We start from the raw sequence: 17,855 nt of genomic DNA on the forward strand, positions 1-17,855 counted from the left end.
GATATTCCACCGGGGTCTCCTGCCAGCGCTCTAGATGACAACAACAACAGTAACACAATTATATTTCTATAATTTTTCATAGACTACAACCTTCATCATTCGCAGATTTAGTTTCGCTATCAAACCCGAATAAATTCTTATTAACATCGTCAACATCAACTAAAGGTAACTCCACCGAAATTTTTGAATGGAATTCTTTATACGCCACAGGAATATAATACTTATAAAATTTTTGATATACAGGGGTTGCTTCTATTTTTCTGACAGTCATTTTGAATCTGGATGTTGGTTTCGTGGTACTAAACATTGATAACTTGATAGTACCTCCACCATATGCTTTACCTCCTTGGTTGCCGCCTAACCCAGCAATATCACCATTACTCGTTTTTCCATAAACAAATGTTACATGTCCATTTCCTGTAAATTCATCAGTTAATTCAACATATGTACGAAAGACCATCAATGCACCATATACAGGATTTTTTATCTCGATAAATTTCGTTTTGTCATAAACCGGAAATTGAGAAGATTTTGTAAAACTCAGAGAGTAGTCATACCCTGCTTCTTTCAGACAATAATTAGCAAACGAAGCACACCACGCCGTACTACCCATTGAGGCCTTTGATTCCATTAACTTATGATAATTATCAGTAATTTCCTTCTCTCCTGTTCCATGCCATTCTATAACCTCACGGATCGCAATTGCCATCCATGGTGCCTCCCTTTGATCATGGGGAAGCAAAGCTATCGGTTTATCAGAATTTTTAGACCCTACAGATTCCAGTATTTTTTTATTTAAATTGACCGGAGACTTCTTGACTGAGTATTCAGGTTTGATCGTTTGTTTATCTGAAGATGATACTGAATTACTGGCTTTTGAATCTTCCGTAATATTTGAAATAAATATCGACTGACCTGGATAGATTTTGTTTATATCTGCGATATTGTTCCAACGAGCGAGTTCATCAACAGTTGTGCCACTTTCTGCTGCGATCTTCGCCAGTGTATCACCCGGTGAAACTATGTATAATGAACAACTATTAATATTGGCACCATAAATCGTCAAGCTCTGACCGGGGAAGATCTTACTCACATCTTTTATATTATTGTTTTTGGCAATTTCATCAGTGCTTGTCTTATAACGCTCGGCAATTTTCGAGAGAGAGTCTCCTGACATGACGATGTACTCTATCGGCTTCTGAACACTCTTCTCACGTGGGACTTTGGGGGTCTCGGCAAGAGTTTTTGCAGAGAATTGAGAGAAATTTCTCGTAAGCATTATATTTTTCGTTTCATTTCCAGCAACAGCTGAATAAACAATATCTTCTTTTCCATTAGGATTAGTGTATCTAATAACAATAACCATTCCTTGTTTCATATGAATGATTGTTTTGAGTTTGCCATAAGCGTCTGTTTTCCACTCGTAACTAGTGCTTCCTAGTGTCACTTTAAATGGCACATCTGCAACTGGTCGGGAGCCATCAGAAACCGTCACATTTGTCACATACACCCATTTTTCAGTTCCGGGCTTCAGGCCACCTTCTTTTTTACTGATTGCATCCACAACTTTGCCGAATTCATTATCATTCAAATCAGATATTTTTTTATCTTTTGCAATTCCACTCTCTGAGCTTATAAAATTGGCATAAGCTACGGGATCATTGCCTGCGGCTTCTGGTGCATACTGCGACATCATCTCTGATATAGTATTGTCTCGATATTTTCGCTTCAATAATGCACATTTTTCACGCTCCCCTACTTCCATGCTAGAAAAAATCGCAAATGTATTTTCTTTCGGGTTATATACAGTCCCAGCACCTATCCGCCCTTTTTGCTTACCTGCATCAGGTAATGCCATAATATTCCCGGGGTTGTTAAATCTCCAATTTAATGTCCCTGCAGTTTTTAGCAAACGTGTTCCATCACCAGCTTCGTACTCAACCGTCTTGGTTTCAAGATGGTATGTCGCTTTTACAAATCTCATACATCATCCTTTTTATTTTTTTCCGTTGGTTTAAAACTGCTGTCTTTTAGTAAAACTGAAGTCATGTGATAGCCTGTGACAGCAAGCATAACATTTCCATCTACAGTGACATGCTGATTAAGTAAATTGCGTTTGGTTTTATAATCGTCACCGATAATAATGAGCTGAACATTGCTGTCCCAACCTTTTTGCTCTGTATTAGCATCAATCACGCACTTTAGCGGGCTATCTAAATGCAGGATCCAGTAAAGTAATTTTTCGTCATGCTCCCTATCTTCTCCCCAATTAGGGGGACCGTAAAACAACTCTTCTTTCATCACTCCTGAGAGTACAACCTTATCCCCCTCTTTCAGACATGCAGCATTTGCACCGGAGTTATAAAATAAGATAGCCATACTCAATATAATTTTCTTAAGCATACTTAACATTATCAACTAGCCTTTGTTAAATTTAATAAAGTTGCAATCATTGATTCAGTCAATGCTGATGCTCTATCACCTTCAGAATCCACTTCACTTAAATAAAAATCGGCATCAGTTTCTTCATCTCCCAAAAAAACCATACTTTCGTCTTCAGTTGATGAAACAGAAAGGTCTTCTTTACTCCAGGTTTCTCGCCCAATGATTAAATTTAATGTATCGCTTTCAGGAAGTACTATTTTCGGGAAGCGACCTGAACTATCTACCGTGCCAGTCGACAGGATTTTCCCATTACTGTCAGTAATGTTGTACGGCTGATTTGTCATCCAGTCCATACTTTGGCTTACACTATCGGCACCAGGGAATGCAAAACGTAAACTTTGTTTTCCAGCCTCGGGTTGTTGATGTTGGTGATTATCAGGCTGTTCCTTTCCGCTTCCCTGTTTGTCTGTATCTGATTTACCGTGGTCTGTGCCGGGCGCTGGAGCATCCAGTACGGGGAACGTTAAAAATGAAGGTTTCGCTGAAGCCTTCTGCTGCCGGTCATAAAATCCCGCCCGTGTCCGGTAATCCCCGAGCGTCGCCGCTTCAATCGCATTCGCGTCCAGCGTGATATAACTTCCGCCACCGTTCAGCGTGATCTTCTTCTTCGCAAGGATCCTGATTTCATCTTCCGTGCTGACAATGCTGATTTCCTTGCGTGCCAGCAGCGCCATCAGATCGTTCTGGGCCTGTACCTGCACCGGCCCCTGGTTCGCAATAAGCCTGATGCCCAGCTTGCGGACAAACACGCTCAGGGCACTGCCCACCCCGATGAACAGATTTTTCACCACGCTGACGTCTGCATTTTTTCCGGCCGTGGCTATCAGGTTCTGCCCGGCCGATACCTGCAGGTGCTGTCCGCTGGTCAGCGCCACACCGTCCGGGGCGCTCATCAGCAGCACCGATTTTTTCAGGTCCGTCAGATGCTGTTCCAGCAGGGTGATTTGCGCCTGAAGGTCTGCCGGGTTCGCCGTCGCCGTCTGCGCATCATCTGATATCGCCTGCATCTGCGCCCGGGCATCACCCAGGTGGCTCACCGCCGGCTTCATCTCCAGCACCTGACCCTGCGCCTTCGCCTGCGCGTCCGCGCTGATAAATATCCCTTTCTGCGCCCGTATCGCACCCCAGCTGTCCGTCCTGAGCTCAAACCCCTCACCGCGCTGCTGCTTCCCGCTGTCGACCAGGTGCCCGAGGTTCAGCTGGCTCTTGCCGCCGTATTCCGTGCTGACCTTGATATGCTCTTTCCCGCGCTCGTCATCAAGGCGGATTTTGTTGTTCGCCGGGGTACGCAGGACGTTGCGTTTGTAGTTCCGGATGGTGACGTGGTCGCCGTGCGCCGAGTCGTGCAGCACGCCGGCAATGTACGGCCGGTCCGGGTTACCGTCCTCAAAGCCAATCGCCACTTCGGTGCCCGCCAGCAGCGGCAGGTGCAGACCGTAGGTGTCCCCTGCATAAGGGCGGGACTGGCGCACCCACAGGCTTTCGAACCCGGTCTCCCAGTTATCACGGTCGAACAGCATGTTGACGCGGTAGCGGCCGTCTTTATCAATATGCCCGTAGGTGTCATTTTCGGTGGTACTGGTGACGCGGGCCGGCAGCGTACCGGCCATCACCGGACGTTCTCCCGGCTCGGGGCGGAAGCTGAAATCCGGGCTGTCCGGAATACCGTCAAAACGAAGGCTGAAGTCTTCATCCCGCCGCGCGTGGGTCTGCATCGCCGTGATGACCACGCCCTGCGCAAACACCTCCGCCACTTCATACCCGCCGGTGACTTTGAGCAGCATCCCCGGAGAGAGCGCCGGACTGCTGGTGATGGCCCGGGTCCGCGTCTGGCCGTTCAGGTAGCGCTCGTGCCGGATGCGGGCATAAAACGCCCCGGACTCGGGTGCCGGATTACGCTCATACGCGCTACCCGGCGTCAGATAATTGTCGGCATAGTGATACGCTTCTCCGTACGTGGTCGCGTCCCCCCGGGTGACGTCAACCAGCGTATTCATATCCTCTGTGGCCTGACGGTAGTTGTAGTCCCGGGTGCTGACCTGCTTCTGCACCACGTTGTGATGGCTCTCCATCCCCCACACCGAATCCACGCCCTGCGAGTGCTGGCCTGACGGCGGCACCGACGGCAGGGTCAGGCCTTTCTCGTACCCCTGCTGGCCGTCGTAAAACTCCACCACGTCGATGTTCAGGCGCGTGTCGGTGGTGAAGCGGAACCAGATACCGACCTCACCCAGCAGGCGGGTGATGAAGTGCAGGTCATTCTCGCCGTACTGCATCACCTGCTCACGTCGTGGATACTCTCTGGTGAGCGAGAACAGAAAATCCTGGCCGCGCATGCCGTGCCGCTCGCGCAGGATTTTTTCCACGATTTGCGGGACCGACATGTCCTGGTAAATCGCGTTCTGGTGCGAACGGTCAAGCAGTGCCAGTCGTGGCCGGAGCGTCAGGGCGTAATGCGTTTCATCTTTAGAGGTGCTGAGGCGTTCAAAGCCGGTCACCACCCCCTGAAGGGTGCGCACGGCCTGCTGCACTCTGATGCCGTAACCCTGGTCTACCGGGGCCTGCAGCGTCAGGGAAGCCCCTTTCATCAGCATCATCTCCTTGCTGATGGCGTGGTTACCGCTGGTGAATTCAATACGGTAGCGGAACGGTGTGCTCAGGGCTTCATCGCCTTCAAACGCCAGCACGTCGAGCGCGGACTCACAGCCTTTCACCGCCAGCAGGTGGTGGTTATGGCTGAACCTTAACGGAGGATTATTACTCATGCGTCCACTCCCTCCTGAACGTCAAATTCCAGGCCAATGCCCTCTTCTTCGCTCCAGCTCAGGTGTAACGAGTGCGGTTTCTGTTTTGCGGCCATGCAGGTCAGCAGTTGCTGGCTCAGCACCGGCAGAATTTGTTGATTCAGCAGGCTGTCGATATTGCGCGCCCCGGTATCCGGCAGCAGGCAGGCGGCGGTCAGGGCGTCATACAGGCTCTCATTAATCTGCGTGATCAGGCCGTAGTGGCGATGCAAGCGCTTGCTAACCTGTAACAGCTTCATTTCCACGATGGTACGCATGGCCGCTTCCGCCAGCGGGCGGTAAATCACGGTCTGGAAGCGGGCCAGCAACGCGGGCTGGAAGTGGTCACGCAGGATCGGACGCAGCAGTTCGTGCAGATCGCCTTCGGTGGATTCAGGTTGTTCGTCCAGCAGCTGCATCAGGTGGTCGCTGCCGAGGTTGGAGGTCATCAGAATAACGGTGTTGCGGAAGTCGATTTCACGACCTTCACCGTCGCGCATAAAGCCACGGTCGAACACCTGGTAGAACAGGTTCATCACGTCGCGGTGCGCTTTTTCGACTTCATCGAGCAGCACCACGCTGTACGGTCGCTTACGCACGGCTTCGGTGAGAATACCGCCCTGACCGTAGCCAACGTAGCCCGGAGGGGAGCCCTTCAGCTGGGAAACAGTATGAGGCTCCTGGTACTCGGACAAGTTGATGGTAATCAGTGATTTTTCACCGCCGTACATCACGTCCGCCAGAGCCAGGGCGGTTTCGGTTTTCCCCACCCCACTCGGGCCCACCAGCAGAAATACGCCCTGAGGGCCATTCTCAGATGTAAGACCCGTTTTTGCCGCACGCAGGCGCTGCGCGATGGCCGCGAGCGCCACATCCTGCCCGACCACACGTTTGCCAATTTCATCTTCCAGGGTAAGCAGTTCGGTCTGCTCATCTTTCATCAGCGATGACAGCGGAACGCCTGTCCAGTCAGCAATCACATTGGCAACGGTGCGTACATCCACATCTAGCGAGAGCAGCGGGTTGCTGTGCTGCATGCCGTGCAGTTCCTGCTGCAGCGCGTGCGTCTCGCTCTGACGGGAGATGTCCTGGCGGCTTTCCAGCAGTTGTTCCGTGAGTTTCAGTTCCTGCCCGTACTGAGTTTCAAGCTCGTCGAGAGCAACGATAAGATCGTTCTCTTCCTGCTCAATGACGGTCAGGCGTTCACCATGGCTCTGATTGCCTACAGCAATATCTTCCAGCAGTGCCAGCTTCTCCATTTCAAGAGAGGTGATCTGCGAGCGAATGCAGGTCAGCTGCTCCGGCACGGTGTCGAGGCTCATGCGGACGCGCGCTGCGGCGGTGTCGAGCAGGTCAACCGCCTTGTCCGGCAGCTGGCGACCCGTCAGATAGCGGCGAGAAAGCGTAACTGCCGCGCGTACCGCATCGTCGGTAATGTGCACGTTATGGTGCTCGGCGTAGCGGGACTTCAGACCACGGAGCATCAGACAGGCGGTGTCGTCATCCGGCTCGTCCACTTTGACCATCTGGAAGCGGCGCTCCAGTGCGGCATCGCGTTCAAAGTACTGCTTGTACTCACTCCAGGTGGTGGCTGCAATGGTACGCAGTTCACCACGCGCCAGCGCTGGTTTCAGCAGGTTCGCTGCATCGGCGCCGCCTGCCTGGTTGCCTGCGCCGATGATGGTATGCGCTTCATCAATAAACAGCAGGACCGGGGACGGGGATTGCTGCACCGCGTCGATGACGTTTTTCAGCCGCTGTTCGAACTCACCTTTCACGCCCGCGCCGGCCTGTAGCAGGCCCAGGTCGAGGGTACGCAGAGTGACCGTTTTCAGGGATTCAGGCACATTACCCTCGGCAATACGCAATGCCAGACCTTCAACCAGTGCGGTTTTCCCCACGCCCGGCTCGCCGACCAGAATCGGGTTGTTTTTGCGGCGACGAGAAAGGATGTCCACCATCTGCCGGATTTCTGTGTCACGGCCAAACACAGGATCGATCTTCCCTTCCTTCGCTTTGGCGGTGACATCGAGGGTGAATTTATCCAGCGCGTTCTGCAGCGCAGGACTCAGTTCCCCCTCTTCCATGTCCATACCAGCCGGACGCCCGACAAATTCCACTTCACCTCCGTGGTTCTGTGCCAGCTCAGCTTCGCGCTGCATTTCCGGACGCTCATCCGATTGCGCATCCAGCAACGGTCTCAGGCGCTCCAGCTGGCTCTGGCCAAGCGTTAACAACGGCCAGAGGCCGTCACAACGAGCCAGTTTTGGTTTTTCCACCAGCGCCATCAGCAGATGGACGCTGCGAATGTGCTCTTCACCATTGAGTGAGGCCAGTAGCCAGGCTTGCTGCATCAGAGTCTGGATGTCTTCTGAGAGCTGGGGCCGATGGCGCACGGAGCGAGGTTGTTTATCCAGCCAGCCGAGCAGATCCTGCCAGATGCCATCCATATCCCACTCGTAGCGGCGTGCCAGCACAGTGAGATCCCCCTCGCCTTGCTCCAGCAGCTTCAACAGCCAGTGCTCCGGCAGAATTTCGGCATGGGCACGGGTCTGGCAGAGCGATGCCGCCCCTTCCATCGCGCGGGCGCAGTAAGGGTTCAGACGACGTAACAGGATGGCTGGATTTTCCATGAGATTCTCTCTTTGTCGGTTCCTGGACACGCTACCGCCCCTCGCTGTTCACCAAAGCGCATAAGGTCAGGCAGGCAGGTTGTGTTTTCTTTGCTGAGCGCCCGCGTCTCAGGCGCTCAGCAAAAAACTGCGGGCAGGAAAAACCTGCCCGCATCAGGATTACGCGGTGGCGCGTTCGTTCCAGGAATCGGAATGAATGATGTTGCCGTCTTTGTAGGTCCAGGTGATTTTTTCGTAACGCAGCTCGATCTGCTCAAGGTGGTTATGCTTCTCGAAAGAAGGATCCTTGATGTCGTGCATTACCGGGTTCACTTTCACCACCTTGACGTTTTCAAGTTTGGTGTTGAAGTACTCCACTTCCTGGCCCGCATCGTTGATTTTGTACCACTTAAACTCAGCGGATTTCAGGGTCTGACCCGTGGTCACCGCCTTGTACAGGTACGGGCTGGAGGAGTCGATTTCCTTAGTGAACAGGAACGGGGTGTGGATACGGGTCCCGGTCAGCTTGCCGGTGTTGTTATCGGTCGGGATGTACAGGTTGTGCTGCTGTGCCACCACTTCGATGCTGCCTTCACGATCCTGAACGTCCACAGACCCTTTAATGTCCGCGCCGCCGTCGTCCTTCAGCCAAAGATAAACAGGAATTGCCATGTTAATTACTCCGTTTTATTTTCTGAGACGCCATCATCCTGCGATGACGCCGGGTGTTTGCCGGGTATCTGACAGGCATTGGCCTGCGGTACCAGACTGATTTCGACACGACGGTTGAGCGCCCGCCCTTCCGGAGTGTCGTTGGTTGCGGCAGGACGGCTTTCGCCATAGCCCTGTACCGCAAAACAGCTTTCCGGCACGTCGCCGGTGTCACGCATCCAGTTGCGTACCGCTTCGGCACGTTTCAGGGACAGCGTCTGGTTCAGTTGTGGATTGCCGGTGTTATCGGTATGCCCTGACACAACAATCAGCCAGCCCGGTTTTGCTTTGATACCGACCAGGGAATTGACCAGCAGCTTCGTCGAACCGGGTTTAAGGTCGTATCTGCCGGTATCGAACAGCGACATGCTGTCGAGGCGCACAATTTTCGGTACTGGTTTGGGCTGCGGCTGAGGTTTGGGGGGCGGAGGAACATACGAACGGATGGCCTCCAGCACCGGCATCCGGAGTCGCTCCCCCTGATAAAGCCCCAGGCCTAATCGGGCCGGTACGCCGTTACGCGCCTGGTCATCCAGCAATGCCGCATCCTTGTGCAGGACGGCAACGGCGTCGGCTTTCGGACCGTAGTCATCCATAGAAATGCGATCGTAACGGACAATATCGAAGCTCACGCGATGCACTAGCTGGCGATTATTCCAGCCACTACAAAGCAGCGCGGTAATAGCAGCCAGGGTGAAAATGCCAAGGACGCAACGCCAGGTCCGGGCACGGGGAGTGAGTCCTCCCCCTTCCGGTAGCTGTGGCAGGATGAAATCCGGAAGTGGGGAGATCACCGTACTGTCCGTTCCCACCGGGTGCCAGCCAGACACCTGCTGCATGGCGGTATGACGCGACAACCACGCCGTCCAGGCCGATGACGCAAGGCTTCCGGCAAGAATCGGCCCCATTCCCCCCAGCATTGCTGCAGGTGCAATGGCCGGAACATCAGGATTATCATCGATGAATACCGCCTGGACATGCTGATGGAACCAACTCATCAGGCTATTCATCAGCACCTGCTGCTGCATCACAGGCGCACCGCCGGTGGTGACCCATGCGGCAATTGAACAAGGCGCATTCGACTCACGCCAGACAGTCCACCCTTCACCCGGAATAGCGGCCTGCCAGAGCATGTCATCCGTCATCGCACTGCCAATCTGACCATTTAGAATCAATGGCACAGAATGTCCCGTTTCTTTACGCAACTGACTAATTTGCCAGCGCAAAGCCAACAGACGACTTGTCAGGGCTTCGCTGTCGACGTGTTTCTGCGGACAGACACTGACCATCACCGACAGCTGACACCCCCAGTCCGGGCGCTGCAACAGTACCTGACGGGCAACCTGCTCCAGATCCTGATGATCCTCAACGCGGATCCAGCATCCCTGCGTGACGGTCAGTACCGGTGACTGTTGCGGCCAGGTCAGAGGCATATCACCACAAACCAGCACCACAGGTTGACGGTAAGTGGTTTCAGGTAGGTCATCCAGACGCAGGCTGGCGTCATGCTCCGCACGAGGTCTGGCGATATACCAGAACGCGACGATAACCCCGATCATCGCCAGCAGAACGAGCACTGAAGCCAGCCGGGATAACGGCAAAAAAGCCAGGCATACCACAGCACTCAGCAGGGCGGCCCACAGCGCAAGCCCGCGCTGTTGTACAGGACTCATTTTATGACTCCCGGCAACAGGGTCAGCAGCATCTGATCGAGCCATTGATCCAGTCCCCACCAGAGCGCGGCAAGAACAATCACGCTCAGGCCGATACGAGCGGGCCATGACGCCAGCCAGCCTCCCGTCCCCCGTCCGGTGCGACTCTCTGCCAGAACAGGGTGAGTCTGCGGATAGCTGAACGGCGTAACACGTTCATTGAGGGCGCTGACCAGCTTCTGACGCTCAGGATCGCTTAGCGAGCGGTAACTACCCAGAAAACCGAGCATCATTACCCGCTGAAAGCAGGTCAGTACGGCATTGTCTGGTGCAGGTTCACGCAGCACATCGCGCATCCTGTCACACAAGGTGTCACCGGCGTCCATCGTGCCGAGGAAGTGTCCCTGCAAAGGAATGTCATACCACTGCACACAGGCATCATCCTCTACACCGCGGCCTTTTACCGCTTCATCAAGCAATGCACATTGTGCAGTGAGGATATGCCTACAGCTGGCTTCATCGAGCTCACTCGCTTTTAGTTCACGCTGAACGCGCTCTACATCAGCGATACAGCGTTCCCATAAGACCCGACCTTCACCTTCCTGAAACAACGGGCCATGGCGAAGGCTGATGACCTGAAGCCAGGTATCCTGCAGCAGTGCGTCAATATCAACAGGCACGGCAATGCCGCGTTTACGCTCACTCATGTTCTCAGTACCGCAAAGAGTTCAAGTTCAGGCTCACCAAGCATGCCCGGGACGTAAAACATGCATGTCCCGCTCTGGAGCATTTCGGCCGCCAAAGGATGCGAGAGGTCGAGACTGAAATACTGATTTTCCAGGCGCAGCGGAATGGCGGCTGGCACATGACGCAGCGGCATCAGCGGTACACCCACGCGGGATGAGTTGACGATCCCACGCACATGGTCAGGACTGCCGACCTTACACTGGCGCGGGAACTGTTCCTGCAACTGCGCCACCGGTATCGGCGACCGTACAGAAAGATAGTAATCCGCTCCTTCGCGCAGACGCGGGTCATGCAGGCGAGCCTGCCAGAAGTGCAGTCGTGGGTCATAGTCGAGCGTCAGAGCCACCACGCGGGACGGCAGACTGGCTTCAAGCAGATCGCTAAGTAAATCAAACAACGGCGGAAATACCGCGTTGAGTTGCTCATGATGCCAGACCGGAATGGCGTTCACCTGGTGCTCCAGAGAAAATGTCAGCAAGCTCCCCGCCAGGCGAGAAAGCTCCGGATACAGACGTTCCGGCGGGCTTTGCAGATTACGCTGGAACTGACCCAGTACGGGCTCAGCGCTATTCAGCGCGTTGAGCAGCCAGAACAGAGAGACATCAGCCACGGCAAAGTCAGCCATACGCTCATTGCTTTCGCGCCGCATTGCCATCAGACGACAGAGTCGGGCCCGTAACTGGGTCATCAACTGTTCCAGTTGCATCACCAGCCAGCGGCTGCCTTGAATGGCCAACAGAGGGGGGAGAAACGTCTCATCTAATTGCCATGCACCCTGCGAATCTTGCTCCAGCCGGGCGACCGGACAAGTCAGGTAATCGCTGTTGTTCTGATGCGCAAAACGCAGGGTCAGTTCCGGCTGCATTACCGCAATCTGACGGGTGTCTTCTCCATACGCATTGCGCACATCCCGCCAGCGCTGGCGATAACGCACCGGGCGCTCGGCCACTTCATCGGGTTTAAGGCAGTTACCGCCATTCGCCCGCAGTAGCGGAAGCGCCAGCATCACCGTCACCTCCTGCGATTCACTTTCAAGCGACAACACAGGCGGCAGAGAATCTGCATTGTCTGTATCAATCAGCGTTCCGTCCTGAAAACGGACATGCAGATGACGGGCCTGGAGACGTCCAAGCTTGAGAGATTCCGGTTCGAAAGTGGCGTCAATGACCCCCCAGGGTGAGATGAGTCCCAGCCGGGCAATACATTCGGCAGACCAGGCCGCATACGCGACCTGTTGCTGAAAATGCTGGGGAGAGACCATAATGCCCCTACCCCATAACGGTTGTTCCGTTTTCATCGGCTTCCTGCCTGTTTTTACGCTTTCGCTTTCGGCATCTGTGAAACAAGCGACAAATTGACGTCCATCCCTTCCACCTGGAAGTGCGGAATCGCATACAATTTCACGCGGAAGAAGCCCGGGTTATCCTCAATATCTTCCACCACCACTTTCGCGTCACGCAGTGGGTGAGACGCCTGAAGTTCATCGCCCGGATCGGTCATTTCGGTCACCAGACTGCGGACCCAGGTGTTCAGCTCCAGCTCCAGAAGTAGGCGATCCTTAGTGGTGCCAATGTTTTCGCGCTGAATCAGCTTCAGGTAGTGGGCGATACGCGACAGCAGGAAGATGTACGGAAGACGCGCATTGATGCGGCTGTTCGCCGTTGCATCTGCGGTGTCATACAGCGCCGGTTTCTGCGTGGAGTTAGCCGAGAAGAAGCAGGCGTAGTCGCGGTTTTTGTAATAGGACAAAGGAATGAAGCCCAGATTCGCGAATTCGAATTCACGGGTTTCAGGAATCATCACTTCGCTCGGGATTTTTACCTGATTGCCAGTACCGAGATCGTACAGATGGATAGGCAGGTCCTGAACCGCACCACCAGCCTGTGGCCCACGGATCTGTACACACCAGCCATTATTGATGAAGCTGCGCACCATGTTGGACGCAAAAGCAAACGATGCGTTGGTCCACAGGTATTTGTCGTGATCCGGACCTTTGACCTCTTCGACATAATTGAAGCTGCGAACCGGAACGGTATCCGGGCCATACGGCAAACGTCCCAGTACGCGGGGCATCACCAGACCGATGTAGCGCGCGTCGTCCGTATCGCGGAACGATTTCCACTTGATGTACTCGGCGCGGTCAAAATAGTTACCAATATCTTTAATCGCCGCAACGTCTTCCATTGACTCCTTGAGGAAGAATTTCGGGCCTGCCGAGCCAATAAACGGCATATGTGCCGCAGCAGAGACTTTAGAGATATTGCGCAGCAGAGCGACATCCTGCGCTGAAGCGTCGAACTCGTAAGCGGAAATCAGCGCCGCAATCGGCTCGCCGCCCGGGGTATCATATTCGTCGATGTAGGTGTGTTTATAAAGACCACTCTGGATCACCTCCGGACAGTCTTCAAAGTCCTGGCGCAGGTCTTCTTTAGACATACTCAGAAGCTCAATTTTCACGTTCTGGCGAAAATCGGTTTTATCCACCAGCGACTTCACCCCACGCCACAGGCTCTCAACCGCCTGAAATTCATCATGGTGCATTACAGCGTCCAACTGGCGGCTGATCTGAAAATCAAGCTCAGCGATATGGTGATCAATCAGGCTTTTATCCAGTTTTTCGACTTTCGAGCCTGCTTTGGTCAGACACTCCAGAAAGACCTGCATACCTGCAGTCAGACGTTCATCGGCGGTGGCATCCGACATCGCCTGCGCATCTTGCCAGATATCCAGCGCGCTCAACTCAGAGACCGGGCTCAGATTGATCTTCTCAAACAGGGAAGCGTAAACCCCACCCGCTGCTGGGCGCTCCAGCACCACGCTTTCACCGCCAGTAATATTATTTTGTACAGACATGAGCATTCCTTGATTAATCCGTTAAAACAGCCTGATGGTTAGGATTTTTTTGACGCCAGTGCGGATAATTCATTTCGCAACTCAGCGCTAAGCGACTGGTCAAGAACGATTTTTTCCAGCTCTTTTCGGAAAGTCTGGTTATCCAAAAGGTTGGCTTTCAAATCACGGAGCAAGTTGCGCATCGCCAGCATCGCCTTCAGTTGCGGTATCTGAGCAGCCACCTGCTCTGGCGTGAAATCTTTCATGCTCTGGAAAGTCAGCTGAATGTTGTCCTCACCGCCATCATCAGCCAGCGTATTTTTAACGGTCAGATTAACTTTTGGGGAATATTCGGAAAGAACGCTATCAAAATTGTTCTTCGTGATATTAACCTTTTCGCGCTCAAATATTGGCGCTGTGTCCTGCCCATTACTAAAATCACCCGCAACAAGCAATTTCAATGGTAATTCCATTTTCTTGCTTGCTCCGCCAGTATGCAGGTCAAGCTTTAGGTTAATACGTGCCTTAGGCACTTCATTCTGAAAACTGTCAGCCATCTCATCATCCCTCTTTGGTTTTGCTATGCCAACTTCACGGTATCGCGTTGATGCGCAATCATAGAATAATGATCGACACAAAATCAAATACGCAGATCATTAACCCGCAATGAGAAATTTCTTAAGAATTTTCTGCTAAACTATTATTGTGTAATGCCCTGCCAAGGCAGAAAAAGGAACTACTCTTTTCGCGCAAACCAAATATTTATATCGTTAAAAGGATCGCAACCAGTGAGAAACTAATAAAAACAACTTATTTTGATTTGCATCACGACACCTTGTCAAAAAAGCATGAATTAACTGAAAGAAGCTATTGAGGGACGCAAAAAAGAAGATACGAAAGAAGTATGAAAAGTGAATATTTTATTGATGGCATGAATAATATATAAGATTTTTCCTTGTGAAAATTCTTATTTATTATATGTAGTAAAAAATTCATTTCCGGATACTTAACGAGTCGTCAATCATTAATACCGTGCTTGCTCGTGAATTGACTTTATCCTTGCACAGAGGCTTCAGCTCGTCGCGCAAGAAGGAGGGATGCTCTCAATGCGGCTGTTTATAAAATCTGTAAAATCAAACACCTCCTGGATCGTCGCTTTTTTAATCAAAAACGAGTAATAGCACATATCGTATAACGGTGTTACATTATACCGCCCACCCAACGTCAGCTATGGCCAGGTAACGCCGTAAAGATCGGTAAAGCCTGCAACCATGACCTTGTACTACGGTCTAATAGGCACGTGGTATCGCACTAAGCGTTACTTTCACCGGCTCTACATAGGTTTCTCTATTTTGTCTCAATCCAAATTTCAACGCGCGTTTTTACACCCGCGTTACTGGTTTACATGGTTTGGTCTTGGCGTTCTCTGGCTGCTGGTACAGCTCCCCTACCCTGTGCTGCGTATGCTGGGGTCGAAACTGGGCAGCGCATCCCGCTATTTCCTGAAGCGTCGCGAATCTATCGCGCGTAAAAACATCGAGCTTTGCTTTCCTCAGTACAATGCTGAAGAGCGCGAAAAACTGATCTCTGAAAACTTTAAATCCATCGGCATGGCGCTGCTTGAAACCGGCATGGCCTGGTTCTGGCCGGATGAACGCGTCCGCAAATGGTTTGATGTAGAAGGACTGGACAACCTTAAACGCGCTCAGCTGCAAAAACGCGGCGTGATGGTTGTTGGCGTGCACTTTATGTCGCTGGAGCTTGGCGGGCGCGTGATGGGCCTTTGTCAGCCAATGATGGCAACCTACAGACCGCACAACAGTGCACTAATGGAGTGGGTTCAGACGCGAGGCCGCATGCGCTCCAATAAAGCGATGATCAGCCGTAACAACCTGCGCGGTATGGTTGGCGCCCTGAAGAAAGGTGAGGCCGTCTGGTTTGCTCCTGACCAGGATTACGGACGCAAAGGCAGCAGCTTTGCCCCCTTCTTTGCCGTGAAGGATGTAGCGACGACCAACGGGACTTTCGTCATTTCGCGTTTGTCAGGTGCCTCCATGCTGACCGTGACGATGGTGAGAAAAGCGGATAAGTCAGGCTACCGTCTGCACATCTCTCCGGAAATGGCTAACTATCCGGAAAACGAGTGTGAAGCGGCAGCGTTTATCAATAAGGTCATCGAAACTGAAATCATGCGCGCACCGGAGCAATATCTCTGGATGCATCGCCGTTTCAAAACGCGTCCTCTTGGCGAAGCCTCCCTCTATATTTAAGCCCTGCATGAAGGTTAGTTTCGCTAAGAAACTAGCCTTTTCAAGCACCTGTCATCTCACTGCAAAACCGTCTTTGAAGGCGTCGCCCAATGTGAATTTATTGCGCTGTGAAATCAAACTGTCGCCGTTCCACGACACTCGTAAGTGGCGGAAATTATTTAAAAAAATCCCTCTTGTCACCCCTCATTTTTAAGCGTACATTAGCGCCGTCTGGCACCAGGAAAGCACAGAATTCTGAGCGGGAGTCATCGGCGTAACGGGAAAATTCTCATTTCTGTTTAGCCGGGATTTCAGTTCTCTATAATCAGTTGGACTCTGTTTTTAAATGCGTACCACAAGATACGCGGAGCGATGAAACGTGAAATATTTCTTTATGGGCATTTCGGTGATCGTTTTAGTCTGGGCCGGAACCTTTGCCCTGATGATCTAGTGAGAACATGCAGTCAAAAAAACAGGAGCCATTTGGCTCCTGTTTTTTGTCATGAGGACACGGGGTTTACAGCAACGCTCTTTGCTGAGAGCAGGCCATCGGCACGGAACATACTCTTGATGCCCCTCACCGCCTGACGAATACGGTCGCTGTTTTCGATTAAAGCAAAGCGCACGTGGGTGTCGCCATAATCACCAAAGCCGATGCCCGGGGACACACACACCTTCGCGTCACGCAGCAGCTTTTTAGCAAACTCCAGCGAACCCATCGCTGCGTACGGTTCCGGAATTTTCGCCCAGACGTACATGGACGCTTTCGGCATCTCCACCATCCAGCCAGCCTCATGTAACCCTTTTACGAGTACGTCGCGGCGACGTTTATATTGAGCAGCAATGTCGTGAACGCACTGCTGATCGCCCTCCAGAGCGGCAATAGCGGCAACCTGCAGCGGCGTGAAGGTACCGTAATCGTGGTAACTCTTGATGCGCGCCAGTGCACTTACCAGCGTTTTGTTACCCACCATAAAGCCAATACGCCAGCCCGCCATGTTGTAGCTTTTCGACAGGGTAAAGAACTCCACCGCCACGTCACGCGCGCCCGGAACCTGCATTATCGACGGGGCTTTCCAGCCGTCATAGACGATATCGGCGTAGGCTAAATCATGAACCACCAGCACGTCATAACGCTTGGCCAGAGCGACAACTTTCTCGAAGAAGTCAAGCTCCACGCACTGGGCCGTTGGGTTCGACGGGAAACCGAGGATCATCATCTTGGGTTTCGGGTAGCTTTCGCGAATGGCACGTTCCAGTTCGTTAAAGAAATCGACACCTTCCACCAGCGGAACAGAGCGCACCTGCGCCCCGGCAATCACCGCGCCGTAGATATGGATTGGGTAACTAGGATTGGGTACCAGCACCGTATCACCGTGATCCAGCGTGGCCAGCATCAGATGTGCCAACCCTTCTTTCGAGCCGATGGTGACAATCGCCTCACTTTCAGGATCGATATCAACCTGATAACGATCCTGATACCAGCGCGAGATCGCGCGACGTAACCTGGGAATACCGCGCGAGGTTGAGTAGCCATGCGTATCCGGGCGCTGGGCAACCGTGCAGAGCTTTTCAACGATATGCGGTGGCGTTGGGCCGTCAGGGTTACCCATGCTGAAATCGATAATATCTTCGCCGCGCCGACGCGCAGCCATCTTCAGTTCAGCAGTGATATTGAAAACATAAGGGGGGAGACGATCGATACGCGTAAAACGGCGTTCAGGACTGAATTCAGCCATAGATTCCTCAGATTAACGTTAGCGCCCGGACCGTCCGAGCGACGCTGCCACCGATGTGGCGTGCTTAGAAAATAACCTGAAAAAA

Annotated in this window: 13 protein-coding genes; 2 read left to right on the forward strand and 11 right to left on the reverse strand. The window is 52.6% G+C overall.

Features of this window, described 5'->3' with window-relative positions:
- Nucleotides 1–76 precede the first annotated feature (76 nt).
- The 10 genes from IM284_RS08310 to tssB all read right to left on the reverse strand — a co-directional run bounded on the left by IM284_RS08310 (nt 77) and on the right by tssB (nt 14,339).
- Entirely contained in the window at nt 77–1,984 is a 1,908-nt protein-coding gene (locus tag IM284_RS08310; RefSeq protein ID WP_193055764.1) for a LysM peptidoglycan-binding domain-containing protein, read from the reverse strand.
- Nucleotides 1,981–2,412: a DUF4431 domain-containing protein gene (locus IM284_RS08315; RefSeq protein WP_049137229.1), complete on the reverse strand. Its 432-nt coding sequence runs from the start codon at nt 2,410–2,412 to the stop codon at nt 1,981–1,983. Before IM284_RS08315 ends, IM284_RS08310 begins: the two co-directional genes overlap by 4 nt.
- Before the next feature lie 2 nt (nt 2,413–2,414).
- Nucleotides 2,415–5,210, reverse strand: a complete 2,796-nt coding sequence (locus IM284_RS08320; protein ID WP_193055765.1) for a type VI secretion system Vgr family protein — start codon at nt 5,208–5,210, stop codon at nt 2,415–2,417.
- Nucleotides 5,207–7,861 carry a type VI secretion system ATPase TssH gene (gene tssH / locus IM284_RS08325; RefSeq protein ID WP_193055766.1) on the reverse strand — a complete coding sequence of 885 codons (2,655 nt, stop codon included), beginning with the start codon at nt 7,859–7,861 and terminating at the stop codon, nt 5,207–5,209. The genes IM284_RS08320 and tssH overlap by 4 nt, the downstream gene beginning before the upstream one ends.
- A gap of 159 nt (nt 7,862–8,020) precedes the next feature.
- The gene (gene hcp, locus IM284_RS08330; RefSeq protein ID WP_028019678.1) at nt 8,021–8,512 is read right to left on the reverse strand and encodes a type VI secretion system effector Hcp; all 492 of its coding nucleotides are present in this window, start codon (nt 8,510–8,512) and stop codon (nt 8,021–8,023) included.
- A 5-nt stretch (nt 8,513–8,517) separates the two neighbouring features.
- Nucleotides 8,518–10,224, reverse strand: coding sequence for an OmpA family protein (locus tag IM284_RS08335; RefSeq protein WP_150144489.1), 1,707 nt, complete (start codon nt 10,222–10,224; stop codon nt 8,518–8,520).
- On the reverse strand, nt 10,221–10,910 hold the full coding sequence (gene tssL, locus IM284_RS08340) for a type VI secretion system protein TssL, short form (protein ID WP_041908837.1): 690 nt from the start codon (nt 10,908–10,910) through the stop codon (nt 10,221–10,223). The genes IM284_RS08335 and tssL overlap by 4 nt, the downstream gene beginning before the upstream one ends.
- Complete coding sequence (tssK, locus tag IM284_RS08345) at nt 10,907–12,247, reverse strand: type VI secretion system baseplate subunit TssK (protein ID WP_047368045.1); 1,341 nt, start codon at nt 12,245–12,247, stop codon at nt 10,907–10,909. The genes tssL and tssK overlap by 4 nt, the downstream gene beginning before the upstream one ends.
- A gap of 17 nt (nt 12,248–12,264) precedes the next feature.
- On the reverse strand, nt 12,265–13,809 hold the full coding sequence (gene tssC / locus IM284_RS08350) for a type VI secretion system contractile sheath large subunit (RefSeq protein ID WP_193055767.1): 1,545 nt from the start codon (nt 13,807–13,809) through the stop codon (nt 12,265–12,267).
- A gap of 32 nt (nt 13,810–13,841) precedes the next feature.
- Nucleotides 13,842–14,339, reverse strand: a complete 498-nt coding sequence (gene tssB / locus IM284_RS08355) for a type VI secretion system contractile sheath small subunit (protein WP_041908834.1) — start codon at nt 14,337–14,339, stop codon at nt 13,842–13,844.
- 792 nt (nt 14,340–15,131) lie between these two features.
- On the opposite strand from tssB, the gene lpxP reads away from it, so the two are divergent.
- Nucleotides 15,132–16,052: a kdo(2)-lipid IV(A) palmitoleoyltransferase gene (lpxP, locus tag IM284_RS08360; RefSeq protein WP_028013977.1), complete on the forward strand. Its 921-nt coding sequence runs from the start codon at nt 15,132–15,134 to the stop codon at nt 16,050–16,052.
- A gap of 358 nt (nt 16,053–16,410) precedes the next feature.
- Nucleotides 16,411–16,482, forward strand: coding sequence for a membrane protein YpdK (gene ypdK / locus IM284_RS23730; protein WP_099458937.1), 72 nt, complete (start codon nt 16,411–16,413; stop codon nt 16,480–16,482).
- Between the two features lie 49 nt (nt 16,483–16,531).
- Here the strand turns inward: ypdK and alaC are convergent, their stop codons facing one another.
- Nucleotides 16,532–17,770: an alanine transaminase gene (gene alaC / locus IM284_RS08370; protein ID WP_193055768.1), complete on the reverse strand. Its 1,239-nt coding sequence runs from the start codon at nt 17,768–17,770 to the stop codon at nt 16,532–16,534.
- Between the last annotated feature and the right edge of the window lie 85 nt (nt 17,771–17,855).

Source organism: Enterobacter cloacae complex sp. P12RS (assembly GCF_014895875.1).
Classification (GTDB): Bacteria; Pseudomonadota; Gammaproteobacteria; order Enterobacterales; family Enterobacteriaceae; genus Enterobacter; species Enterobacter bugandensis.